Annotated in this window: 25 protein-coding genes, 1 tRNA gene and 1 pseudogene; 4 read left to right on the plus strand and 23 right to left on the minus strand. The window is 33.2% G+C overall.

Features of this window, described 5'->3' with window-relative positions; genetic code table 11:
- Positions 1–210 precede the first annotated feature (210 nt).
- Positions 211–462, plus strand: a complete 252-nt coding sequence (locus CDV25_RS02675) for a hypothetical protein (protein ID WP_108910654.1) — start codon at positions 211–213, stop codon at positions 460–462.
- Positions 463–605: 143 nt separating this feature from the next.
- Here CDV25_RS02675 and corA read toward each other — a convergent pair whose 3' ends face one another.
- From corA to CDV25_RS02700, 5 genes are all read right to left on the minus strand, one after another.
- A complete protein-coding gene (gene corA, locus CDV25_RS02680) occupies positions 606–1,562 on the minus strand; it encodes a magnesium/cobalt transporter CorA (protein ID WP_108910662.1) in 957 nt (318 codons plus the stop codon).
- Between the two features lie 11 nt (positions 1,563–1,573).
- A complete protein-coding gene (locus CDV25_RS02685; RefSeq protein ID WP_108910663.1) occupies positions 1,574–2,794 on the minus strand; it encodes a phosphoglycerate kinase in 1,221 nt (406 codons plus the stop codon).
- A gap of 74 nt (positions 2,795–2,868) precedes the next feature.
- Positions 2,869–3,879 carry a sensor histidine kinase gene (locus tag CDV25_RS02690; protein ID WP_108910664.1) on the minus strand — a complete coding sequence of 337 codons (1,011 nt, stop codon included), beginning with the start codon at positions 3,877–3,879 and terminating at the stop codon, positions 2,869–2,871.
- An 11-nt stretch (positions 3,880–3,890) separates the two neighbouring features.
- Positions 3,891–4,196 carry a rod-binding protein gene (locus tag CDV25_RS02695; protein ID WP_084590173.1) on the minus strand — a complete coding sequence of 102 codons (306 nt, stop codon included), beginning with the start codon at positions 4,194–4,196 and terminating at the stop codon, positions 3,891–3,893.
- A 9-nt stretch (positions 4,197–4,205) separates the two neighbouring features.
- Positions 4,206–5,267 (minus strand): flagellar basal body P-ring protein FlgI, encoded by a 1,062-nt coding sequence (locus tag CDV25_RS02700; RefSeq protein WP_108910665.1) that lies wholly within the window; start codon positions 5,265–5,267, stop codon positions 4,206–4,208.
- Positions 5,268–5,378: 111 nt separating this feature from the next.
- Here CDV25_RS02700 and CDV25_RS02705 point away from each other — a divergent pair.
- Positions 5,379–5,456: transfer RNA gene (locus tag CDV25_RS02705), tRNA-Pro, on the plus strand.
- 11 nt (positions 5,457–5,467) lie between these two features.
- On the opposite strand, the gene CDV25_RS02710 is transcribed toward CDV25_RS02705, so the two are convergent.
- Entirely contained in the window at positions 5,468–6,268 is an 801-nt protein-coding gene (locus CDV25_RS02710; protein WP_108910666.1) for a sulfite exporter TauE/SafE family protein, read from the minus strand.
- A 193-nt stretch (positions 6,269–6,461) separates the two neighbouring features.
- Between CDV25_RS02710 and selD the strand changes: the two genes are divergently transcribed.
- Complete coding sequence (gene selD, locus CDV25_RS02715; protein WP_239056456.1) at positions 6,462–7,445, plus strand: selenide, water dikinase SelD; 984 nt, start codon at positions 6,462–6,464, stop codon at positions 7,443–7,445.
- On the opposite strand, the gene CDV25_RS02720 is transcribed toward selD, so the two are convergent.
- The 13 genes and pseudogenes from CDV25_RS02720 to CDV25_RS02775 all read right to left on the minus strand — a co-directional run bounded on the left by CDV25_RS02720 (position 7,442) and on the right by CDV25_RS02775 (position 22,837).
- A complete protein-coding gene (locus tag CDV25_RS02720) occupies positions 7,442–9,826 on the minus strand; it encodes an FAD-binding and (Fe-S)-binding domain-containing protein (RefSeq protein WP_239056405.1) in 2,385 nt (794 codons plus the stop codon). The two genes, selD and CDV25_RS02720, sit on opposite strands and share 4 nt — an antisense overlap.
- Entirely contained in the window at positions 9,823–10,275 is a 453-nt protein-coding gene (locus tag CDV25_RS10465) for an FAD-binding oxidoreductase (RefSeq protein WP_239056406.1), read from the minus strand. The genes CDV25_RS02720 and CDV25_RS10465 overlap by 4 nt, the downstream gene beginning before the upstream one ends.
- Positions 10,275–11,385 (minus strand): annotated as a pseudogene (gene dapE / locus CDV25_RS02725) (succinyl-diaminopimelate desuccinylase). The gene CDV25_RS10465 and the pseudogene dapE overlap by 1 nt, the downstream one beginning before the upstream one ends.
- Before the next feature lie 216 nt (positions 11,386–11,601).
- Positions 11,602–12,024: a hypothetical protein gene (locus CDV25_RS02730; RefSeq protein ID WP_108910668.1), complete on the minus strand. Its 423-nt coding sequence runs from the start codon at positions 12,022–12,024 to the stop codon at positions 11,602–11,604.
- On the minus strand, positions 12,017–12,295 hold the full coding sequence (locus CDV25_RS02735) for a hypothetical protein (RefSeq protein WP_108910669.1): 279 nt from the start codon (positions 12,293–12,295) through the stop codon (positions 12,017–12,019). The genes CDV25_RS02730 and CDV25_RS02735 overlap by 8 nt, the downstream gene beginning before the upstream one ends.
- 55 nt (positions 12,296–12,350) lie before the next feature.
- On the minus strand, positions 12,351–12,788 hold the full coding sequence (locus CDV25_RS02740) for a TaqI-like C-terminal specificity domain-containing protein (RefSeq protein ID WP_108910670.1): 438 nt from the start codon (positions 12,786–12,788) through the stop codon (positions 12,351–12,353).
- Between the two features lie 56 nt (positions 12,789–12,844).
- Positions 12,845–18,043, minus strand: coding sequence for a type IIG restriction enzyme/methyltransferase (locus CDV25_RS02745; protein WP_108910671.1), 5,199 nt, complete (start codon positions 18,041–18,043; stop codon positions 12,845–12,847).
- Positions 18,044–18,215: 172 nt separating this feature from the next.
- Entirely contained in the window at positions 18,216–18,644 is a 429-nt protein-coding gene (cgb, locus tag CDV25_RS02750) for a single-domain globin Cgb (RefSeq protein WP_108910672.1), read from the minus strand.
- Positions 18,645–18,745: 101 nt separating this feature from the next.
- Entirely contained in the window at positions 18,746–19,453 is a 708-nt protein-coding gene (gene cmoA / locus CDV25_RS02755) for a carboxy-S-adenosyl-L-methionine synthase CmoA (RefSeq protein ID WP_108910673.1), read from the minus strand.
- Positions 19,446–20,324, minus strand: coding sequence for a bifunctional riboflavin kinase/FAD synthetase (locus CDV25_RS02760; RefSeq protein ID WP_108910674.1), 879 nt, complete (start codon positions 20,322–20,324; stop codon positions 19,446–19,448). Before CDV25_RS02760 ends, cmoA begins: the two co-directional genes overlap by 8 nt.
- Positions 20,290–21,012 carry a 23S rRNA (cytidine-2'-O)-methyltransferase TlyA gene (gene tlyA / locus CDV25_RS02765; protein ID WP_349771116.1) on the minus strand — a complete coding sequence of 241 codons (723 nt, stop codon included), beginning with the start codon at positions 21,010–21,012 and terminating at the stop codon, positions 20,290–20,292. The genes CDV25_RS02760 and tlyA overlap by 35 nt, the downstream gene beginning before the upstream one ends.
- Complete coding sequence (locus CDV25_RS02770) at positions 21,012–21,512, minus strand: hypothetical protein (RefSeq protein WP_108910676.1); 501 nt, start codon at positions 21,510–21,512, stop codon at positions 21,012–21,014. The genes tlyA and CDV25_RS02770 overlap by 1 nt, the downstream gene beginning before the upstream one ends.
- Positions 21,506–22,837, minus strand: coding sequence for a UDP-glucose dehydrogenase family protein (locus CDV25_RS02775; RefSeq protein ID WP_108910677.1), 1,332 nt, complete (start codon positions 22,835–22,837; stop codon positions 21,506–21,508). Before CDV25_RS02775 ends, CDV25_RS02770 begins: the two co-directional genes overlap by 7 nt.
- Positions 22,838–22,992: 155 nt before the next feature.
- Here CDV25_RS02775 and CDV25_RS02780 point away from each other — a divergent pair, with 155 nt between their 5' ends.
- On the plus strand, positions 22,993–23,220 hold the full coding sequence (locus CDV25_RS02780; protein WP_108910678.1) for an HP1242/YdcH family protein: 228 nt from the start codon (positions 22,993–22,995) through the stop codon (positions 23,218–23,220).
- Positions 23,221–23,230: 10 nt separating this feature from the next.
- Here the strand turns inward: CDV25_RS02780 and cutA are convergent, their stop codons facing one another.
- From cutA to CDV25_RS02800, 4 genes are read right to left on the minus strand one after another with little or no spacing between them, the layout of a single operon-like run.
- The gene (gene cutA / locus CDV25_RS02785) at positions 23,231–23,542 is read right to left on the minus strand and encodes a divalent cation tolerance protein CutA (protein WP_034553191.1); all 312 of its coding nucleotides are present in this window, start codon (positions 23,540–23,542) and stop codon (positions 23,231–23,233) included.
- Complete coding sequence (locus tag CDV25_RS02790; RefSeq protein WP_108910679.1) at positions 23,542–23,826, minus strand: hypothetical protein; 285 nt, start codon at positions 23,824–23,826, stop codon at positions 23,542–23,544. The genes cutA and CDV25_RS02790 overlap by 1 nt, the downstream gene beginning before the upstream one ends.
- Positions 23,826–24,641 (minus strand): HdrB C-terminal domain-containing protein, encoded by an 816-nt coding sequence (locus tag CDV25_RS02795; RefSeq protein WP_108910680.1) that lies wholly within the window; start codon positions 24,639–24,641, stop codon positions 23,826–23,828. Before CDV25_RS02795 ends, CDV25_RS02790 begins: the two co-directional genes overlap by 1 nt.
- Before the next feature lies 1 nt (position 24,642).
- Positions 24,643–25,311 (minus strand): DUF5644 domain-containing protein, encoded by a 669-nt coding sequence (locus CDV25_RS02800; RefSeq protein WP_108910681.1) that lies wholly within the window; start codon positions 25,309–25,311, stop codon positions 24,643–24,645.
- Between the last annotated feature and the right edge of the window lie 31 nt (positions 25,312–25,342).

Here is a 25,342-nt window from a genome sequence, read left to right on the forward strand (position 1 = left end):
TATTTAAGTTATTAGGGTTATTAAGATTGGGATTAAGATTATTAAAATAGGTGTTATTCACTAAAGAATCCTTTAAAATGAAAGTTAATAGAGAGATTAAGCATTAGTTTATTCATTAGAGATTCCTTAATCTTAAAATTAAGGTAGGCATTATAACAGATAAGAGGGGCAAATAGTAATACCATTAAAAGAAGAACTTATACCCATAAGATGAATTTATTTAAAACTAAAACCTCTCTTTCTTTTTATAGTGATTGGCATAAACATTTTAAGACTTTAGTGTATGCAGGAGTAGATTGGACTATGAATCCTAATGTAGATAATCCTAAAGGGAGATATTCTAATATAGGGTATTATGGAGGAGGAGAGAGTAAATTAGATAATTTAGAATATGCTTTAGGGACTACTTTAGTTATTCCTTTAAATGATGATTCTTGTAAAAAGTATTACTATAAATGTTAGATTATGGCATATTATAGTTTAGTGAAATTTATTTAAGAATCTTAGAGTGTTATTTAAGGGAATTAGGATAGGAATTTTTATTAAGGTTAGTATTTAAGTTAGAGTTAGAAGTTATTAGGATGAAGTATAGGGATTCCTTAGGGTTAAAGCCATTTTTTCTTTTTAAAATAAATAATGGGAACAATCGTAGAAATAATCATCATCAAAAGCACAAAAGGATAAGCATAGTCCCAATCTAACTCTGGCATATGCTTAAAATTCATTCCATAAACTGTTGCGATAAGTGTAGGAGGCATCATTGCTACAGTTACCACGGTAAAAAGCTTAATAATTTTGTTTTGTTGGATATTAATTTGGCTAGAAAAAAGTTCTTGGATGTTATCTAAAATATTCATATTAACATTTGCAAATTCCACCAAAGAGTTAATATCCTTTAAAACAATACTTAAGTCTTTCTTAGCTTGAATATCTGCCTTATTAGTTCTAAGTAATGCAGTAATAGCTAGTCTTTTATCAAAAAGGCTATCACGCAAACTTAAATGCATTTCTTGCAAAATAGCAAGTTTTTCTAAAATTTCGTCCCCTAATTGCTTATCAAAAACAACATTCCTCCTTAAAAGTCTTGTTTCTTTGGCAATACTCTCTAGCATATCCGCATCTTTTTCTACACGCAATTCAAAAATTTTAGAAATTAAATCAAATCCATCTTCAAAATTTTTTGGGCTTGCTAATACCCTTTGTTGGATTTCATCAAAAACCTTAAACTCACTATAGCGAACAGTAAATAAGATATTATGTGCCAATAAAAAAGTAATGGTTTCATTATGTAAGATATTTTCTTCATTGGGACGCGTTAAGAAATAAGTATTAATAGTAATAGTTTCACTATTTTCCCAATAGCGGGAGGATTCTTCAATCTCTTCTCGTTCTTCTTTAGTGGGGATGTCTAAAAGGTAGGTTTTAGAGATATAAGAAATCTCTTGTAAGCTTGGGTGTAAAAGATCAATCCACAAAATATCTGCTTCCACTTCTATGGCATCAACAGATTGGATACTCTCACGAACAACCATTCCATTACGTTTAATAAAAAGATTTAGCATAACCCTCTCCCCTAAATTCTATCCTCACTTTTTTTATCTAAAACCTCAAAGGCGGGTAACACAATACCTTCTAATAATTCTAATCCTGCTCCACCCCCTGTTGAAGTGAAACTCATATTGTCTTTATCACCTGCCTTATCTACTGCATCAGCTGTATCTCCCCCACCAATAACACTATAAGCATAAGTATTAGCAATAGCGTGAGAGATACTAAAGGTTCCACGCGAAAACTTTTGATTCTCATAAACCCCTAAAGGTCCATTCCAAATAATAGTTTCACACTCTCTTATAACTTCGTTAAATAATTTCACGGTTGCAGGTCCAATATCAACAACCATAAATCCATTAGGAATATCTTGAGCGGGGGTAATTTTAATCTCTTTTGAATCTTTAACATTATCTGTGGAAACAACATCCACAGGTAGATAAATTTTCACATTCTTTTCTTTAGCTGAACGCAAAATATGCCTTGCCTCTTCTAATAAATCATCCTCTACAAAAGAAGCCTTAGTATCATAACCTACTGCCTTTAAAAAAGTATTACTCATCGCTCCACCGATGATAATCTTATCTACTATATCCAAAATAGCGTTTAATAAAGTAAGCTTTGAAGAAACCTTAGAGCCTCCAACAATTAACAATAAAGGTCGTAAAGGATTAGTAAGAGCAATAGCAAAAGAATCAATTTCCTTTTTTAAAAGCAATCCTGCAACCTTTTGTTTAGCATACTTAGCAATCCCATAGGTTGAAGAGTGTTTGCGGTGAGAGGTTCCAAAAGCATCATTGATAAAAATATCACAAAGATTCGCTAATTTTTGGGAGAGATTATCGTCATTTTTTTCCTCACCCTCATAAAATCGGATGTTTTCTAAAAGGATAATACTCCCATCAACAAGTGTATTGAGTGTTATTTGGGCATTGTCTAAATTATCCACAAATACAATATCTTTTAAAAGCAATCTTTCAAGTCTTTTAAGAATAGTTTTAAGAGAAAATTCTTCACACCTTTGCTTAGGGCGTCCTAAATGGCTTACTAAAATAATGGATTTAGCCCCATTATCAATGCAATAATTAATCGTAGGGATAGCCTCTCGTATCCTTGTATCATCGTTAATATTTAATTCACTATCTAATGGCACATTAAAATCAACGCGTATCAAAATGCGTTTATCTTTTATATCTATTTCGCGGATATTTTTAACTTTTTGCATTCTTTTAATATTTTCAATCATTCTTAAACCCTTAGCCTTTATGTTTCTAGGATTTTAGCTAGATATGCCTTAATTTTTGCGTAAAATTAGGATTTTTAAGAATACAGAGGCAATGAAATTTCAAACCCCTTTTTTTCTTCTTGGAGGATCTTTATACTTCCATTATGAGCTTCAATGATTTGTAAAGATAATGCTAAACCTAAGCCATTACCCTTAAGTTTCGTGGTTTTAAAAGGTTCAAAAAGAATTTGTGGATTTTCAATAGGTTTTCCACTGTCAAAAATTCTAAAAATAGCATTATTTGAATCATTAAAATAATAAAACTCTATTACTCCATTATCACTATCTCCATCTTCTATAGCATCAATAGCGTTAAAAAGAAAATTTTGCAAAACAATGCAAAGTAAATCAAAATCTGCTTCTAACTTCTTATATTCAAAATCAAACAAAAAATGAATATTCTTAGAATAGGTATAATAATCAAGAACTCCCCTAAGCTCATTTTCTATATTCTTTGGATCATTAGTGCTCTTTTGAATATGCACCCCTTTAGAAAACAACAAGGTTGCTTTTATGATTCGTTCAACCCTCCAAATAGATTTTTTAATCTCTAATACTAAGGCTTTATTTTTAATATCCACGCGATTAGACAATGTCGATGCAAGCAGGGCAACAGAACCTATGGGATTTCTTATTTCGTGGGCTAAATGTGCAGAGATTTGCCCCATTGAAGCTAATCTCTCTCTGCGTTTCTCACTGGTAATATCTGTTGCAGAAATGATAGTTTTATTGAGTTTTTGATTGCTTTGAAAAAGATATACTCTAGATTCTATCTCTATTTCTTGACGCGTACCACCTTGTAGATGAAAATAATCTAAAAGCTGTGGAATCTCACTAGCAAGAGAGTTTTGATAAAATATTTCCCCCCCTTCTTCTAGCACCCAAACTGCTGTTGGAAGAATATCTAAAACTTCTTCAAACAAGGCTTTTAACTCTATAAATTCTTTTTCTACTTCATAAGTCTGCGTAATGAGTTCTTTTAAACCCCTAGCAAAAGATTCTTTATCGCTACTGCTTAGGGATTCTAATAAGTTTTCATCAATCACTTTAAACTCTATTATTTTTGTAAATCTTTTAAATAATTAAAAAGTAACTCGCTAAACCCAAAACTTCCACTTAAAGATTGGGAGAGGGTCTCTTTATACATTGATTGGTAAATATCGTGCCCAGGGGCTTTAGGGAAAAGGCTATCATCGGTTTTTAGGGCAATATCTAGCATATTTTTAACAATTAATGCTTCAAAGGCATCAGTTTGCTCCCTTAAAAGGGAATCATCATCGGTTTTTTGGATTTTTGGTGTCTCTTTAATCTCATCTAATAATTGCTTAGAATAAGCACTAAAATTATCAAAATTAATATTCATCATCTCTCCTTAAATAATTTCTAAATCCGCACTAAAAGCACCTGCTTTTTTCATCGTTTCAATAATAGCGATCATATCCTTAGGGGTTGCTCCCATTTTTTGCAAAGCCCTTGTGACACTTGCAATAGTTGGATTATTAGGGCTTGCTACAACTGCTTGCCCTGCACTAAAAGTTGCCCCCCCTCCTACATCTTGAGCTTCAGGGTCATTAATAGCTTCATTAGAGACTTTAATCGTGATATTATTGTGTGTAACTATCACAGGAGAAACTTCGACACCAAGTCCAGCAATTACTGTTCCTGTTCGTTCATTGATAATAATTTTATCTTCTTTGACATAATCAATATCAATATTTTGCACTCTAGCTAAAAATTCCACCATACTCATTTCTTGGGGTCTTTGTAGTTTAATAGTCCTTGAATCTACAGCAGTTGCAATTGTTAATTTTGTATTACTAAAGGCTTCATTGATACGTTTTTGAATTTGTATGGCATTTTGAAAATTCGATTTTTTAAGACTTAAAGTAGCATTTACTTTATTATATAAATCATAGCTTACTTCCCTTTCAACAATCCCTCCATTTGGCATATCAGCAACTAAAGGATGATTAGCACTCCCCCCTCTTTCACCTTTACCCCCTATCCCTATTGCGCCTTGAGCCACTGCATAAATTCTACCATCTAAACCACTTAAAGGGGTTAAAAGCAAAGTCCCGCCTTCAAGGGATTTCGCATCCCCAATACTAGAAACTAAAATATCAATCTTATCCCCTTGTCTAGCAAAAGCAGGTAATTTAGCAGTTACCATCACAGCAGCAACATTCTTAGATTGTATCGCATTAGGTTCGATTTTTACATTCACACTCTCTAACATATTTGCCATAGATTGCATAGTAAAAATTGAGGTTGTCTTATCACCTGTTCCATTTAAACCTACCACAAGTCCATAACCTAACAATTGATTATCCCTAACACCTACAATATTTGCTACATCACTAACTTTTGCACCTAAAAGTGGGAGAGCTGCAAATATAAAACTTATTAACATCTTTTTAAGAAAAGTTTTATTCATTACTTTAAAGTCCTTTTAATATTTTCTTAAAACATAAAAAGCAAAATATATTCCATTTCATCTTCAACAATATTTAATGAATTTTTGCTAAGATTTTGCTTTATATTTTATCGGAGTATAGCGCAGCCTGGCTAGCGCACACCCTTGGGGTGGGTGAGGTCGTGGGTTCAAATCCCGCTACTCCGACCATTTTTTAAAACTTAGCTATTATCAAACAAATACTTAAAATTATCAAAAACTTCTTGAAACATCACACTTAAAACCGCTATATAGAGTATTACAAGTAAATATTTATGCCTTTTAGCATCCATAATATTCAAAATCCAAATCCCGATTCTAACGCCTATTAAAGAAGCAATGCCCACGATAAAGCCTTGCTTATAATCCACATATCCGTGCATTGATAAAGAAATAAAACCAGAAAGTGAGGAAAAGATAATAAAAAAGAGTGCAATGGGGATAATTTTTTTACTACTATAGCCCAAATAATAAGCTAAAAGGGGTGTTAATATCATACCCCCACCGATCCCTAAAGAAATAGCAAAAATCCCTACGAGTATCCCACAACCTACTAAAAAAAATTTAGATTTTAAGGGATTATGGATTTTTGCCTCTTCTCCATAAGCATTAATCTTAAAAAGCTTAAAAAGATTATAAAGCAAAAAGAGTATAAAAACCGCACTTATAATATCAGAAGATACCCTATCAAGAATAACCCCACTAAAAGCTGCACCAAAAAATCCACCTATCCCTACATAAAATCCATCTTTAAAATCTAAATAACTTTGTTTATAATTGATATAAGTGCCATAAAAAGATGAAAATATCATTTGCATAATAGAAATACCAATAGCAATCTTAATATCATTCCCCAATAAAACCATCATAGGAACAACAATCGCTCCTCCACCTATACCAAAACAACCCGCTATTACCCCTGTAAAGATCCCTATTACAGCAAGAATAATAATAGCCAAAGGTTCAAAAGCCAAAATCTCCATTTTCTACTCCAAAAAACAAAATTGTTAAAATAATATAGCCTAGATAAAAAACTACTAAAGATGAACTTAAAAAAATTTTTCTATAAGCTAAAAACATTACAATTCTCTATCCCAATCAAGCAAGGAAACAATGAAAGACAAAAAGAAAATAACACATTTTGTCAAAGTAGCAGGTTGAGCAGGTAAAGTAGGTCTGGAAGATCTAGCACATTTATCCTTAAGCTCTAACCATCAAGACAAAAATGTCTTAACGGATTTTATCGGCAATGAAGATGCAGGCGTGTATCAAATCAATGAGGATTTAGCACTTATCCAAACCGCTGATTTCATCACCCCTGTTGTAGATGATCCTTATCTTTATGGACAAATTGCTGCGGCAAATGCACTTAGTGATGTTTATGCAATGGGGGGAGAAGTTAAAACCGCTCTTAATCTTGTAATGTGGGATTCTTGTAATATCCCCTCTGCACTGCTAAAAGAGATTCTACAAGGAGGATTATCTAAAATCCAAGAAAGTGGAGGTGTTTTATTAGGAGGGCATACTATTGCAGATAATGAGCAAAAGTATGGATTAAGTGTTACAGGTATCATTCACCCCCAAAAAATATGGAGGAATAATCAAGCTAAAATAGGGGATTGCTTTGTCTTAACCAAACCTCTAGGAATGGGAGTTTTAACAACTGCTCTAAAAGCTGGAAAACTCTCTTCAACTATGCAAGATACTATTGCAAAGATTATGGCAACACTCAATCAAAAAGCCGCCCAAATCGCACAAAAATACCCCATCCACGCCTGCACAGATATAACGGGATTTGGGCTTTTAGGGCATTTATATGAAATGTGTAATACAAATATCACGCTTTGCCTTTACTCCCAAGAAGTTCCCATCCTTAAAGAAGCCATAGAATTTGCAAAGCAAGGGATAATCCCCGGTGGCAGTTATGCTAATGAAAAAAGTATAAAACCACATTGCCATTTTAAACTTGGTAAAGATTCCCCTTATAGAGGTTTAGAGATTTTACTCTTTGATGCACAAACTTCGGGTGGATTAGTCTTTGCCCTACCCCAAAAAGAAGCTTTTTTACTAAAAAAAGAGCTTATAGATAATGGATTAGAGCATACAAATATTATTGCAGAAGCTAGAATAAAATCTAGCTTTCCACTAGAGATATATTAACTCTCTTTTTGCAAGGCACAAGAATCCAAGAGATAAATAATATGTTGCCATACCCTCTTAGTATTTGCACTTAAACCTATCTCACAAGTGCTAGAACTAGAATACCCTAATTCTATGGGTTGTTTTTGGTAGAACTTTACAAATCCCTCTAAAGCTGAAGTATTTAAAGAGGGATTTAAGAATCCTTTATCACCTGCAAATCCACAGCATTTAGTATCTTGATGAATAAAAACTTCTTTCGCACAAACCTTAGCAATATCTATTAAGGCTTGTTCGTTATCAATTTCTTGCTTATAAGATCTTGTGCTACAAGGAGCATAAAGCCCTATTTTTATAGGTTTTTGAGAGATTCTAAGGGAGGGGATAATAAACTGCAATACAAAAGATGGCATATCAAAAATTTGAAGTTTCACATCTCCTAAAACTTCAAACTCTCTTATCCTCTCTAATAACTCCAAAGAACAAGCACTATGGTCGCAAACAATAGGAATTTCTCCTCCATTACTTATCTCTTTTAAAGCTTTGAAAGTCTTTAATGCCACTTCTCTAGCGATATTAGAATAACTCTTAAAAGCTTTTGAACAACATAAGCCAGTAATATTCTTAGGATAGCGGTATTTAATCCCTGCTTTTTGGCATAAAGATTGAAAAACCTCTTGAATATTGCGTTTATCATCGGCTTCTTTGGGGGGAGAGAAAATCCTATTTAAACAGGAGCTAAAATAAATCACCTCTTTTTTATGGGGTAATACGGAATCTTTATAGAATTTTTTAGGATTTGCATTAGGAAAACAATGAGGCATAATAGGCGTATGTATCCAATTATTGAGCTTTCTAGAAATTCTTTGGCTTAAAAGTGGCGTGCAATTAGCTACTTTTATAGCAGTTTTTAACGCACTACTAGTTAGTGCAAGATTTTTGCTTATATGATGAGCAATTTTAGGAAAATTGCCTTGAATATTTTTAGCAACACAAGCTGTATCGATATGTAAAGGACAGAGATTAGCACAAGCACTACAAGTCGCACAGGTCTCTATCCCAAAATAACGATAACCTAACTTTAATGCCTCTAGCTCTTCTTTTTCTTTAATGCTCAAGAAATCTTTAGATTCTAAACGTTTAATCTCTACATAAACACTAATTCTTTGACGCGGTGTTAATGTAAGATTTCTACTAGGGCAATGTTTCTCGCAAAAACCACATTCCATACAAGCCCCAACAAGCTCTCCTACCTCATCATATTCTTCCCAGGAGGGCTTAAAATTTTTTAAATGGATATTTTTGTCCTCACTAATAATAACATTAGGATTAAAAATATTTTTGCCATCAAAGAGATTTTTGATCTTTTTATTAATGGCATAGGCTTTTTTACCCCATTCTAATTCCACAAAAGGTGCTACCATTCTCCCGGTTCCATGTTCTGCCTTAATACTTCCTTGAAGATTAGCTACAACTTTTGCTAAATCATCCATAAGTCCTCCAAAGGCTTTATTTTGTACTTTGTCATTAAGGTTAGGCGTAATGATAAAATGCACATTACCACTTAAGGCATGCCCAAAAATAATCCCTTTAAAAGCATATTTTTCAAAAAGTTTTAATATCTCTGCAATCCCTTTCGTAAAATCCTCTATAAAAAAGCAAATATCCTCTACAATAACAACGCTTCCTTTAGGGCGGTTACCTGCTGCTATGGGTAAGATTCCCTTGCGGATTAACCACCAAGAATCTTGCTTTTGCTTATCCAAGCTAAAACACACACCAAAGAGTGTTTTTAAAGCTTGCATTTTAGGTGCTAAAAAATCAATATTTTTTTGCAAAAGATTCTGGGTTTTTGCTTCAAGCTGTATCAAAATCGCACAATTCCCTTCTTGAATCTGTAATATCTCTTTAGGCATCCCCTCTAAATGTTGTGCGCTTTTTAAACAAGCATAATCCATAATCTCTGCTGCATTGATAATATCTTGATGTTTAGCAAAAAGTAAAATCGCATCACTAGCCTCATAAATATCACTAAAAAATAATAAAGCACAGGCTTTATGCGGGTGATTGTCTAAAGTATAATACTCTACTTTGCTAACAAACCCCAATGTCCCCTCTGCCCCAATAAAAATATGATTGAAAATATCTTTAGGATTATCAAAATCTACTAAGGCATTAAGGCTATAGCCGGTAGTGTTTTTAATACTAAATTTTTTCTTAATAAGAGAGTGAAGCTCCCTATCTGCTAAAATCTCTTGACGCAAATGCAACAATTCCTTTACAAGCAAGGAGTGGCTTTGGCAAAATGCTTGGAATGATTCTTCGCTAGAAGTATCCAAAATAGAGCCATCTTGCAAGATAATACGTACAGATTTAATAGTGTGGTAACTATTATGCTTCACTCCACAACACATTCCACTAGAATTATTAGAGAATATCCCCCTATTTTTGCACTAGCAATCGTCGCTGGATCTGGTCCTATTTTCTTACCGTAAGGAGCCAATACATCATTAGCATAACTCCCAATCACTCCACAATCACAGATAATGCTCTTAGCCCCTTTACCAATCTCTACTTCCTCTTTATGACAAATCACTAAGACATTCTCACTACTCGCCTGTCCGCTAAGAGAAGTTCCCGCAGCTCTGAAGGTTAAGGGTATTTCAAAATAATATGCCAATTTTATAAGCTCTCTAATCTCCTCCTCACTCTCACTCCAAATCACCGCTTTAGGAATATAACGATAGCAAGAAGCATCAATCCCATAGGCAAAACGACGTAAATAATCTAAAAATAATCGCTCTTTAAAAATCTTTTGGGTAGCCTCTAAAAATGCAGAAAAATTTTTCATTAAAACTCCTTTAGTAAAGACACAAAGACATTTTTTAGGTTTTCTACCTCACTTATCTTTACCCGCTCATTAATAGCGTGAATCCTATCATTACAAACCCCACATTCTACGACATCTACTCCGTATTCCGCAAAATATCTCGCATCACTTGTGCCTCCACTTGTGCTTAATGTGGGCGTTATTTGCAGTGTTGTTTGTAAAGATTGCATAACTTTAGCAACAAGGGAATTATTCGGATTAGTTAAAAAAGGTTTTGAACTTTGTTTAAGATCTAATGTATGAGGAATATGCTTTAAAAGATCTTGTAAATATTGCTTTAAATCCTCTAAGCTTGTTTGCGTAGAGTTTCGCACATTAAACATAATTTTTAAATCATTAGGGGTTACATTCACAACCTCCAACCCCCCCTTATATCGGTAATAACAATTTTACTTGGCTCAAAAGAAGCATTCCCGCTATCAAGGTTATAACCCGCAATTTTAGGCAAAATAGGTGCGATAATTTCTACAGGATTGATACACTTATTAGGATAAGCAACATGCCCTTGCTTTCCTTGAATCTTTAAGATTCCATTAATTGAACCTCTCCTGCCTATCTTTATCATATCACCAAAAGTATTAACGCTTGTAGGCTCTGCAACAATAGCAAAATGCGGGAGTAAGTTCCTCTCCTTTAGAGATTGCAAAGCGTATTTGCTCCCATAGATTGCTTCTCCCTCCTCATCACTTGTTAAAAGAATCGATAGGATACCATTAAAAGAATGTGTTTTGCTCTCACAAAATTCTTTTATGGCACAAAGAAAAGCCGCAACCCCTCCTTTCATATCCTGTGTGCCTCTACCATAGAGATACCCTCCTTTAGCCACTGGAGTAAAAGCCTCCCAACCATCCCCGGGAGGGACAACATCAATATGCCCGCCAAAACATAAATCCCTCCTCTCCCCCTCTCCTTGAAATTGTTTATACAAAAAAAGATTTTTAACATTATTTTTATTCAATTCTAAAACTTCAAAATCGGGTAAAAATTCTTTAATAAACTTATAAATACCGCATTCTTTGGGGTAATAGTGGGATAAGTGATAAGAGTCTTTAAAACTTCTAATATCTGCATAAATTTCTCCTAAAATTTCATCAATTATAGCATTTCTAGGTAAGAGTGATTGCAAATATCCCACAAATATCACATAAGTTAAAACAATAAATCTTAGATTACATATTTAGATTTTATAATGTGTATCGGGTTGTTGTAGCCTAGAATTTATAGATTGATTGATTAATTTTAAATCCTAGGTAGAAATATGAAAAGTAAGGTTTTGAGTTTATAGTGTTAGGATTTTCTATGGTTTTTAATATTGCCTAACTTAACAACAGAAGTAATAATTGCTGGAATAAGTGAGAGCCAAGCATTGGGTTTATCATTTATGGCTAGATATGCACCAAAGCCCAAACTTCCAACGATAACGATAACAGCTGTGATAGCCCCCAACCCTTGCAAACCATAAAACCAACGCATACTTGACACTCTATTCTTTTGTTCTTGCCTTTCTAATTCAAGAATTTCCCTATCTATTTGCATTTTATATTCAGCAGTTTTTTCAAGCAAATTCATAGCTCGTTGTGCTAAAGGTTCGGGGAGTTTGCCTATTGCGTTAAGTTCGTTTTCCATAAAAATATTATTTTGTATATTTAATTGATTTTGTGGGTTTGTATCATTTGGTGGATTATTTTTTCTTACAGGCTTCTTATTCATTTGTCAAAGTCTTGAGTTTTGTTCTCTGTTCTTTATGATTTGCATTAATTTGTTTATAGGCTTGTATTTGTTTTTGTTGAATCTCTTGTGTAATTTGTCCATATTTTTTGGGTGCAGTTGGTGAGGATATAGCAGAAAATCCATTGGTATAACCTTCAGCAAAGCTATCAAGAGATAAATTTGTCTCAGAATCTCTTTTACACAATTTATAAATCCAAAAGCCTATACCAGCAGTTAAAATGCCAAATAAAACCCATTTAAACCATTTCATTGTTATCACTCTTTTGTATTTTTATATATTTTAACATATTAAATAGTAAAGTCGGTTATTTCTCTATAATCTTAATTTCGCTTTGATTTAGATTATACAGCTTATACACTAATTTATCAATTTGGGATTCTAAAACGGAAATATCAAAGGTGGAATCTTTTGCCTTAAGTTTTAGAATCTCATCAACTAAAGCAATGATTTGATTCACGATATGTTGGTTTGCTTTGGTGGTTTTTGGGATAGGGAGTTTTAAAAGATTATTTGTTTTTAACTCACCTTCAATACCTCCTCCCATATAAAATTCACGCATAAGAAAATATACAAAAGAAGAGTTTAAAAACCCTGTAAGATATTTCATATCACATTCTTTGCCTGTAATGAGATTTGCGGGGGCTAGAGCAAAAAAGCCTTTTTCCTCATACACAAAACAAGATTCATTTGCCATTATGCAAGGATAAAGAATCTTACCTTGATATGTAATTTGAGCTTCCATTGTAAAATTGCAAGTGGAATCATAAAATTGCGTATATAAACGATAAAGATTCTCAATTATTTCTGTTCTCTCTCTCTTGTTGATAATTCAGATTCAATTAAGTTTATCTCATTTTCATTCAATCCATAAGCTTTATAAATCAAAGAATCAAGGTGCGATTCTAAAGTTTTTAGCGTTGCATTTGAGCGATAAATTGCGGATTCTTCGCTCTCAACTTCGGTCATTAGTGTTTTACTAACTCCCTCGTTTCGTGCTTGAAAACCACAATTTCTCATCTCAACTGCTTCTGCTTGTGCATTGGTATGATTTACCTTAGAATTGTTGTTCTCTCTAGCATCATCTCTCTCTTGATTCAACGCTTCCACACCGAGCGGGTGAGATTGTAGGTTTTTAGAATCTGCTTTGGTTTGCAAAATCTCACTTGCAAGATTTTCAATCTCTTTTAAAAGTGTAGAATCTATTTTGTGTGTCTCTATAATAGGTAGTTTTTCTACAAAGATTTTGCTCATTTCATAACCACTCACACCTAAAGTTGCTCCAATTTGTTTAAAATACCAAAAGTTTGTCTTAGAGTTGAGAATCGCAGTTAGATAGAGTAATCTATTTTTATCTTTTATATTATCGCTTAAAATGAAACATTTTTGATTAGTAAAAAATCCTTGCATATCAAGATAAGCAATAAATTCCTTTGCCATATTTGGATAGATAATCTTGCCTTGATATTGTTTTTGTGGCACTTTAAGTCCCTCACAGAATTTAAAGGTTTCTTTTAACTCTAATTCAAAATTTTCACAAAGCAACTTCACTAAAACAATAAGTTGAGATTCCACACAGGCAAGGAGCAGGTAAGCTAAACTATATTTTGCCCCCCCCCCCCGCACAATAATATTTATTTCTTTCTCATCTAATCCATAGAGGGAGAAAACCATAGAATCTAGTTTAGTTTCTAAAGAATCAAGGCGAGATTCTAAATCTTGCAACTCTTCTTTATTATTAGAGTCTTTTTCTTCTCGCAAAAAAGGGTTTATCCCCTCCACGCTCCCCTTAGCCCCAAAAAAGACGCCGCTTTTTTGGCAATCAAGGGGAGAGCCTCGCTTATTCGCTTCTAGCTCTAATCGTGCGGAGGCACTACTGCCTCCTTTTTCCACGATTTCCGCACCACGAAGCGAGCGAGTATTTTTGTTGCCCTTAGCTCCTAAAGACTTTTTGCACTCTATAATCTCTCGCATGATTGCTATAAATTCTGCTTCTTGGCTTTGAGTAATTTTGGGGATTGGGAGATTTTCTAAAAAAGCTTTCTTGTAGCGATAGCCACTTTCTCCTAATCCCCCTCCTGCATAAAATTCCTTAAAGGCAAAAGTGCAAAGTTTAGAATGTAAAAGCCCTAAAAGGTATTCTAGGGAGCTTTTAAAGTTTTTATTACCACTTAAAATAAAGCTTGTTGCTTCTGCATAGAAATACCCAAACTTAAACTCACCATTATCTAAATAAAATTGTGGTTCTCTAACGATTTCACTATATACGATTTTAGGTTTGGCAAATTCAGGTAAATACGCACAATTTCTAAGATTATAGGGCGTTATGCCTTTATCATCTCGGTTATAGAATCCTTTGCCCTTGCTCTGTTTGCCCTCACTCGCCACCTTATCAAAGTAAGTCTTAAGTGTTGGATACTTATCTATATCAATAGGCGGAATTTTAATTTTTTGAACTTCTTTAGTTTGTGTTTTAGAATCTTTGAGAGAAGCATTTGCGATTCTAGTATCTTGCGTGGATTTTGTGGATTGCGTAGGATTTGAGGAATGAGACACACTTTTTTGTGCTTCGCAGTGAGGCAAATCCAAACTCCCGCAAAAGCCGCCAAGAGACGAATCGTCTATTGTGTAGCCATTATGGACATTGATTATCCACAATCCCGCCCACTCATAACTATACCTTTTAATATCTCTCCCACGCAAAATAGGCTTAATCAGCTCCTTTGTCCTTGCTCTCTCCTCCTCATTAGCACACGCATTTAAAATCTCCTCACGTTTTTTAGTATCTATAATAAAGGCTTCATTGTAGCCTGTTTTGATACCATAATTTATATTTATATCCCAATCCTTTAGCGGTGTGCCGATTTTTTCAATCTTTGCCTTTAAGGTTGCAATTTCTGGGCTTGTGAAAATAAAGGAATCAATGCTTAGGGAATCTTGTGGGATTTGAGTAAGCTCTAAGCTCTCCTCTAAGGGTTCGTTTTCTTTGGGGTTATAATCCTTTGGGTTTGCATAGTTTAGGCTGTGGCTTGCATCGGCTTTTGCCTTATGAAACTCTAAAATGCTCGTATCCACTGTGGCGGATTCAAAAACTTTCACACCATTTAAATCCAGATAGGCATTGATGGTGGTGTTTTCAAGCAAAAATTTGCGTAAAGGCTCGCCATAGGCAGCTCTGCACCATTTATTAGAGGTGATGAAGCTTAAGATACCATTGTCTTTAAGAATCTTAAGCCCAAGTTCGTAGAAGTAGGTATAAATATCGCTCGTGCCTTTGTAAATGCTAAAGGCTTTTTGCAAATGAGGTTTTAAGTGTTTGATTTCTTCTTGTCGGATATAGGGTGGATTACCAATCACCAAGTCAAAGCCTAGAAAATCTCCAAAAGTATCTTTTATTTCTTGTTTGTTTTCTTTACCCTCTGTGGCTTTGATTGCATTATTTGCGCTCACTCGCTTTTGTTTTTCCTCAAAAGTTTCTAAATCTAGCACTTCAGGAAATGCGAAACGCCATTCAAAAGTATCACTTTTACGTAGAGATTCTAAAGTTTCAAATTCTTTCTGGATAAGGGCGAGTAAATCTTGTCCCTTTTTGTCTATAGGCTTAGGTTCTAGCTCCTCCAGGGTGGGTTGGAATTTAAGATTCTTTTTTCTAATAATCCTTATTATCTCCATACCAAAGGGCGTTTCCATATCAAAGCATTCATCGCCATAAATTCGCACGAATGCCCTTAAATTTTTCTCTAAAGATTCCATTATGTAGCCATTATTAATAAGCGCATCTTTAAAGAATGTTTTTAGCGAATGTATTTCTTTATCTATGTCTTGTTTGTTGCCTAGCTTTTCTTTATAAATTTGCACGAGTTCATTGTAGCGCAGAAGTTTTTCTTTGAAGTTTTTACTAAATGTAGAATCCTGTTTTTTTAGCCACGCAAAAGTTCCTCTTTGTGGGTTTTGTTGCTTATCATACTCATAAGTGTCAAAATGTGAGATTAAACTATTCCCACACTTAATATTTATATCAATATTGGGTAGAGTTTGGAGCTTATGAATTTTAGAATCTTTATCTTTAGAAAAGTTAAGATAATAGGCGTTTTTAAGTAGCTCTATCCAAAGGCGTAGCCTTGCGATATTGCACGAATTGGGATTAATATCCACGCCAAAGAGATTGTTTTCAATAATAGATTTTTTAAGTTCAAAAAGTTCCTTTTGGATTTGGTGATTTTTATCTTGTTCGCCCTCTGGTCTTTGATAGGTGAAATTTTTGCTGCCTTTAGTTAGATAAATTTCATCATCTAAAATCCGCAAATCTTCACAATCAATTTCCAAAAGCCCAAGTCTATAATAAACGCTCACCATTTCACTTAATGCAGAGACGAGAAAATGTCCGCTACCCACGCTTGGGTCGCAGATTCTAATGCCTTCTAAAAGTTTTTTGTATCTTTCTTTGATTTGTGTGCTATTTTCTCTTTGCTTTCGCTTTTCTCTCTGTATTTCTTCGTCTATATCTTCTAAAGTTTTTGCGTTCCATTGAGGATTTTGTGCATTGAATTTCTCCAATACGATTTTTTGCAAACTTTCCTTACACATATAGGAGGTAATGAAGTTTGGGGTATAGAAACTGCCCTCTTGATAGCCATTGAGCTTTTCAAACATCGCACCAAGCACACTTGAATTAATCAGTTTGTCGCTTGTGCTAGAATCTTGACTTTTGCCAAAGTCAAAGCATTCTAAGAAATCAAAGAGATAGGTAAGAAAGCGGACAGATTTTCCCTCTTTATATTCTGTTTGTGTAGTGGCAAAGGGCAAAATCTCTAAAGTATCATCAAGCGCACTTAAGTCGCAAATTTCTTTTTCATCTTGGATAAAAAGTGAGGAATTAAGATAAGGCAGGAAGTTAAAGCCCTTATCTTGCTTTCGCTCCGCATAATCCCTTGCCAACACTTCAAAAAAGAGATGAGCCAAAATGCTAAAACTCGTGATTTTTGTAGAGGTTAAGAATTGCAAGTTTTTATCAAAATCATTAAAATGCAGCAAGTTTGCTTCAATAAGTTTCAAAAACAAAATCCGATTGAGCCACACGATAATATGGCTCATCGTGGTTTCAAAATCACTTGGTTTATTATCGTTTTTTAGCTTGTCGCTGATATGTTTTGCGAAGCTGCTTTTTTGTGCCTCGTCTATTTGAATAAGAATCTTGCCCTTAGTCTCTATTTCTTTTAAGCCCAAAATATGCAAAAGCTCATAGTAGAATTTGGGATTAAGAGCGTTGGGATCTCTTTTGTATTCGTGGTGCAAGAAATCCCTATTTAGAATCTTATGTGCAATATTTAAGTGTTTGTCGTTGCGTAAATCAAAGAATATGCATTGAAGAGATAATCCCCCCCCCCCCGCAGCGTTAGAATCTAAAATTTTGGAGAGCTCATTATAAAAATCGTTTTGATTCTCTATCAAGCTCCCTTTTTCATTGAGTTTTTTATAAACTTTCTGAATCTCTTTATTTGCTTCAATGAGCCTTTTAAATTCTAACGCATAAAAGATATAGAATTGATAAAAATTAGTCATGATAATATAGCGCACACTTGCATTGCGTATCAAGCTTTGATTTTCCCCTTCTCGTTCGCGTAAATAGTAGAGGATACACTCGTGCAATGCCTTGCAATTGGGGTTGCTTTCGCTCAACATTTCGGTTGAGTTTTCGGGCTTTTTTGCTTCAATAATGATTTCCACATTGCCATCTTTAAGCAAAGCCAAGTCAATTTCGCTATTGCCTTTTTGTTTGAAAGCTGCTTGAGCGTGGAATCCTAACCCTTGCAAAAAGGGTGCAAGAACATTTGCAACAAGGGCTTTTTCATTTTGCTCTTTGTGTTTCTCAAGGGATTCCAAATATTGCGCAACTTTTTCTTTAAACTTCTCTAGCCCAAATACTTTAGAATCCGCATAATCCTTATTATGAGATTCTAAAAATTCTTTTAAAGGAATGGATTTAAAACTTAGAGACATTTTTATCCTTTTGTAGCTATTCAAATGTAATCTACTTATTGTTTGGTTAAGAGAGTTAAAATTTAAAATTAATGCTTATAATACTCATTGAAAATGGCTTATTATAGCATTATTTATGTAGCAAAATTATCTAAAAAGGATATTAAAATAATTAGGTTTCCTTAAAACCTAATTATTTTTGCTTTTCATAGAGCTTTTTTTCTATATCTATATAAAATTGAGCAATTTTGCCATAGGCTACTTCCCAAGCCTTAAGCACTTTATCATTAGGGTTTAAAAGATTTTTAATGGCTTTTAAAAGGCATTCCCCAACAAGCGGATAATGCTCTTCTTTTACATTTAAACTTATATGAGTCTTAGCGACTTTCTCTACAAATCCCCTTGTATTCTCTAAATTTTCTATATTTTTAGCTGCCATTAATATGGCTAACGCTAAAGCTTTTGGTTGCTCACCAGATACTTGTTTATCCTTATTAAACATTGGTTTTACTTCAGGATAAGTTTCAAACAATACCCTATAAAATTCTTTGGTTAAGCTTTCACCATTTTTTTGCAAAATTGGCACACATTCTTTAATAATTGTAATCTGTTCTTTTGTCATTTTTACTCTTTATATTGAAAGTTTAAAAAGATATTTTACATTCTAAAGAGCAATAAATTATTGATGTAGGTTAATTTATTAAGGTTAATGCAACAACTACTTCATTCTTTCATAGCGATAAATGTAGCAAAATTTACCCATCTAAAAAGGGTTTCTATGCCTTTAAAGCCAGAATCTCTTAGCATCTTTTTATTTTCTCTCTCACTATAGGGCACAAGAACATTCTCCAAAGCCTCTCTTTTTTTGGTAATTTCAAATTCGCTATAACCTTGTTTTTTCTTGCTTTGCAAATAATAATCAATCATTGCAAAATCTAATCGTTTATCCTCACAAATGATTTTTTCTGAAAAGATAAAAAAACCTTCAGGTTTCAAAGAATGATAAATCTTTTGGATGAGTTTTTCTCTATGCAAAGGGCGGATGAATTGTAAAGTGTAATTGGCAATAATACCATCACATCTTGGAAATTCCTCCTTTAAAATATCTCCACAAATAAGCTTTGCTTCCATCCCATAAGCGTCTAGCTTATTCTTTGCAATTTTTAACATAGAAGAGGAGTTATCTATCCCAATAAGATTAAGTTTAAAATCCGCTTTTGCTAATATCTCAAGCAACATAGTTCCTGTGGAAGTGCCTAAATCTAACAAAATAGAATCTTCTTTTAAAAAGCGCAAAGCAAAATCCGCACTTAAAGACAAAACCTCTTTATAATAGGGGATAGAGCGACTAAGCATATCATCAAAAACCCCCGCAACCTTTTCATCAAATTCAAATTGCTTCTGCAAAGATTGTGTAAAAATTTTATCCACAGGATTGCTCTAACTTTAAGATTTTACAAGCTTTTTGTATATCTTGCTGAATTTGTGCCTTTAAAAGCTCTAAGGTATTAAAATATTCATTATCGCGGATCTTTTTATAAAAATAAAATCCCGCCTCTTTTTCTGTAACTTCTATATTTTGTCCTAATAAATGCCCTTCAATAGCAAAAGTCTTATCCGTGCTTACGCGGTTGCCTAAGAAAATTACTGCTGGATATTTAAAACTTGTATGGCTTTGTTTTCCCAATTGCACATAACCTGCATATACTCCCTCTTGTGGAAGCAAAAATCCATCATTTTTTAAATTAATGGTTGCAGCAAGGCTTTTCTGCCCTATTCCTTGCCCCCTAATAATCTCTCCCCTAATCTCAAAAAGTCGTCCTAAAAGCCTATTAGCTTGTTTAATATTGCCATTTAATAATAATTCTTTGATTAAACCACTATGCACAGAGAGTTTTTTATAAAATACTTCATTAACAATGGTTAGCTTACCTGAAAAATGCTTTTTAATATCAAAGGGATAATAAGCCCTATCCTTACCAAATCGAAAATCATAGCCCACAACAATATGGGTAAGATTTGGCAAAATACTTAAAAGAAGCCTTAAAAACTCTTTAGCATTCTTTTCTTTGACTAACTCTAAAGAAAGGTGATAAATTGGGTAAGAGATAAAGAATTGCCGATATTTTTTAGGGAGTAACTCTCCCATATTTGATTCAATACACAAAATTGCACCCCCTTCATCTAAAGCCTTAAAAAGTTCAAAATGAGCAATATGCATACCATCAAATTTCCCTAAAGCAATACTTGTAATCTTAGAAGCCTCTTTAGGCTCTTTCACAAGCGATAAAAAACTCTTCATTCCCCTCCTTTCCCTTAATAATAGATTTTTCACAAATACGGACTCTCAAGCCATTTTCTCTCAAAAACTCTAGCGTGCTTTTAAGCGATTGTTGGATGCTTTGATTATCTATCACCACCCCCTTTTTGTTTCGTTTTGCACTCCTCCCTACTTCAAATTGTGGTTTAAAAAGCAAAATTAACCACCGACCAATTAACCCTTGAAAACTCTTCAAAATAGAAAAAATAGAGATAAAAGAAACATCACAAACAACAATATCATAAGCTTTTAGTGGAGATAATGCAGCAAAGCTTCTAATATCTGTTTTCTCAAAAAGCTGAATTTTAGGATTATGCCTTAAGGTGCTATGTAATTGGTGGCTACCCACATCTACACAATAAACAGCTTTTATACCCTTTTGTAATAAAACTTGTGTGAATCCTCCTGTGCTAGATCCTATATCTAATGCGTTTAAGCCCTCTAAAGCAAAGGAATGATTAGATAAAAAGCCAAAAAGCTTCTCCCCTGCCCTACTTACAAAACTTTTCTCTTCCTTAAGGGTGATTTCATCCTCTAAAGAAACTTCTAAAGAGGATTTAAGCATTATCACTTCATTAACGCTTATAAGTCCTCTTTTAATAGCTTCTTGGGCTTTGTTCCTTGATAGAAAGAATCCCTTTTGAATACAAGCTTTATCTAATCGCATCATCACTTTTGAATGGCTTTAAAGCCAAAATTTAGAGTATTTTCCCCAAATTTTTTATGGGATAGTGTGATACTTAATCTATCTTGAATGCGTTTATTTTGAGGGGAAAATTCCAATAAATAATATTCTCCCCAAGGTATTGCGTATTCTGCTATTAGTCCTTGCAATTCACTGGCTTTTAAGGGCGTTACTTTAAGAGGTTTTTGTCCGCTATTTAAAACAAGATTATAGGCTTTTAAAAAATCTTTCTTCCCATCACTTTGATAAACACTGACAAAAAATATTTCTCCCTTTTGTTTAGGATAAGCTTCCTCATCAAATGCATTCAAATGCGTAGCTATGAGGATAATTTGTGTTTTTTCTTGATAAATAATTTCTGTCTTTCTGGTAGCTTGAATATAAGATTCTTGCAAAGAAGTCGGGGTAAGCTTTATGAAATTCACAGGATGATCCGCACAACCAACAAACCATAAAACACTTAAATAAATAAAATACTTTAACATTCTTTCACACCAATTTGGTAATACATAAACCCCATTCTTTGGAGCCGTTTTATATTGTATTGATTGCGACCATCAAAAATAATAGGCTCTTTTAACAATGTTTTAATCTCATCAAAATCTGGACTTCTAAATTCTTTCCATTCCGTAACAAGCACCAAAGCATTGCAATTCTTTAAAGCTTCATATTTACTGGATGCATAAGTAATATTAGGAACACCTTTTAAATAATTTGTCTTTGCCTCTTCCATAGCCTTTGGATCATAAACCTTAAACCTAGCACCTTTTGTTACTAACTCATTAATAAGCACGATAGAGGTTGCCTCACGCATATCATCGGTTTCTGGCTTGAAACTAAGCCCCCAAATTGCAAAGCTTTTATCCCTTAAATCTTCCCCAAAATGCTGGATGATTTTTTTTGCTAGAATCTTTCTTTGCTCTTTATTAACTTCCTCTACTGCATTAATAATTCTTGGATTAATCCCTGATTGCAAAGCGATTTTACTAAGTGCTCTAATATCTTTTGGAAAACAACTCCCTCCATACCCACAACCTGCATAAATGAAGCTATAACCTATTCTCTTATCACTCCCAATACCCCTCCGGACATCATTCACATTTGCACCCACCGCTTCACAAATATTAGCTATTTCATTAATAAAACTAATTTTTGTTGCAAGCATTGCATTAGCTGCATATTTTGTCATCTCCGCACTTTGAATGTCCATCGTAATAATTTTGTCATAATTCCTGCCAAAAGGAGCATAGAGCTCTTTTAAAACCTCTTCACTTGTTTTATCCTCTGTGCCAATAATCACTCTATCGGGTTTCAAAAAATCATTAACCGCATCGCCCTCTTTTAAAAACTCTGGATTGCTTGCGACACTAAAACTAATATTTAAATCTCGCTTTTGTAAAGATTCTTGAATAACCCTTTTTACCTTATGTGCTGTGCCTACTGGAACAGTAGATTTATTAACAACAATTAAAGGTTTTTGCATAATTTCGCCAATTTCTCTTGCAGCATCCAAAACATATTGCAAATCTGCACTTCCATCCTCTCCCATAGGTGTGCCAACAGCAATAAAGACTATTTCACAATCCTTTAATGCTTCTTGTAAAGAAGTTGTAAAAAATAAATTCCTATGGTCATAATTCTTGACTACTAAATCCTCTAATCCCGGCTCATAAATAGGAATTTTACCTAATTTTAAATCTTGTATTTTACTCTCTTGTGTATCCACACAATAGACTTTATTCCCCATTTCAGAAAAGCATGTTCCACTCACCAATCCTACATAGCCTGTTCCTATGATTGTTATATTCATACAAGATTCCTAACTAAACTCTAAGTTTATTGTGGAATTATAGCAACTTATTCCTTAGGAAGTTTTAGTTTCTTAAAAGAATACTTAATAGATAGTATTGTAATTTTTAAGGCAAAATTGTTTATAATCTTTAAAATCATTATTTAGGAGTTTTTATGCTACACGAATACAGAGAACAAATCAGTGTCTTAAAACAAGAAAACGCTCATTTTGCAAAAATTTTTGATGAGCACAATAATTTAGACCAAAAGATTCAAGATATTACAGAAGGCAGAGAGCATCTTGATGATATGGAGTTAAGGGAATTAAAACGAAAAAAACTTGAACTTAAAGATGAAGCACACGCCATCATCATGGAATATATTAAAGAACAAAAAAACTAAGGGCTAACCCTTAACCCTTTAGTGTATTTTTATGCCATTGCTTATAAGACTTTGAAACTTTATGAACTTTGATCCCTATAATCTCTGGAATCTCATAGCTATGCCATTTAAGAATTAACTTTTTTATCTTTTTAAAATCTTTTTGATTAATCTTAAAACTTAAACATATTTCTTTCTCTCTTACCTTCTTATTTTTCCAAAGATAATGACTTGTAATAACCTCTTGTTGCACACAAGAGGTCAAACCTTTGTTAAAAGCTTTTTGAATAAGTTTTTTTGCGTTTTTAGGATTACTAGTTGTTTGTAAAATCATAAAAGCCATTATTGGGTTTCTTCCTCTTTAGATTTTTTCTTATCCCTCTCTTCTTGTGCTCTCTTTTTTTCTTCTTTTCTCATTAATTCTAAATTTATCTGACGCTCTTTAGATTTTCTAAACTTTTCTATAAACTCTTCCCTTTCAGTTGAGCTTTGATAGGCTATGGGTTTTATAAAAAACACAATAAGCATCAAAATAAAAAAAGCTATAGAAATTTCTTGATTTTGTGTAAGGTAATACCATATTACTGCAATAGCAAATGCGATAATAATCTTAAAGAGATGAATCACTAAAGCATCTTTGGGGGAATATTATGTTCTTTAAAAAGGAGGTTAGTAGCATTACTATCTCTAAAAGTGCTTAAAAATACCTGCGGTAAAAATAGCAATGGTATCTCTAAATCATCGCGTCCAGCAGTTTTTTGTATCATTTTTGAATGCCTATCAAAAATCTCAAAATTCCCAATATTAGCAGTCATAATAAAATCAACCCCACAATCAGCCATTTCATAATAATCATTAGAAGCCATTTTATAAGCTAAAGTCGGATTAATTTTTAAAAGATAATCATAGCTATCTTTATAAAAAGGGAGGATTTTTAGCTCCAATATATTTTCTAATTTCTCCAAAAATTGTATTTCTTTAACAAAACTTTCTAACTCTCTATCAATAATAAAAGCAGCTTTAAAACCTTTCCAGCTCCTAAAATTATCATCTTTTTTAAAAGTTTCTAAAACAATTTCTGGGATAAACTTAATGCTCCCCTCTAAGGCTAAAATATCAATTTCCTCTTTCAAAAAATGCGTTAATTCCTCTTTAAATTCTTGCTCTTCATAAAGTTTTTTAATAAGCTTTATAATCACTATAAGACTTTGACTATCACAAATTAAAGTTTGCTTATCTTCTTTTTGTATGGTTATAAGCACTTTTAAAACTTTATAATAAAACCTCTCTTGCATTAAAAAAGAAAGTTTATTTCCTAGAGGAAGTTGTTGAATTTGACAATCATTAATGCAATTTTTTTTTAAAAGGTTTTTTAAATTTTGCAATAAAATTATTGAACTTGTAGGATAAAAATCATTATGCAATATCACAAAAGAATCCATATTATTCCTTCAATAAATTTTTTGTAAGATAATTTTTAAATTTTTGTATATCGCCCTCAAAGCATTCTTCTAAAATATCTTTTTGGAATTGGCAAATATAATCATCAATTTTACTATCTTGAGGATAAAGGTAAGTTTCAAGATTTTGAGCATTAAAAATGCCATTTTCAAAATTTGCTACGAGTTTTAATAAATCTTTATTTTTATTTTTTTGGTATAAAGAATAAGCAATTACAAAAAAGGCTTCCGTTAAATATTCTTTATTTTCAACGCTTAAAGGTGTAGCATAGGCATAAGGTAAAAAAGAAAGAATAAATTTATCATCTTGCTTAAGCCCATATTCTCTTAAAACTTCTACTTTTTTTAAAAAAGATTCAGGATTAATTGCTAAATCTTTTATGACTAAATGTGGATTTAAAGGCTCAATTTTCCAAGTAGAACCAAATTTTTTATATAAAGAAACTATTTTTAATTCAAAATCAAAAACAACCACATCATTAATTTTAAATCCATAGGCATCATAAGTGTATGCAAAAACATCTTCTTTAATTTCCTCTAACAAATCAGCAAGGGTAGCATCTTCATCAATCATCCTATTAATCTTAGTGTAATAAGGTAAATAATCCGTTTGTATATCAAAACGAAACAACTCTAATTCTATTTTCTTCATCAAACTACCTCCCAAACAAGCTTTCTAGTAT

This window comes from Helicobacter apodemus, from assembly GCF_003097575.1.
In the GTDB taxonomy this organism is placed as follows: Bacteria; Campylobacterota; Campylobacteria; order Campylobacterales; family Helicobacteraceae; genus Helicobacter_D; species Helicobacter_D apodemus.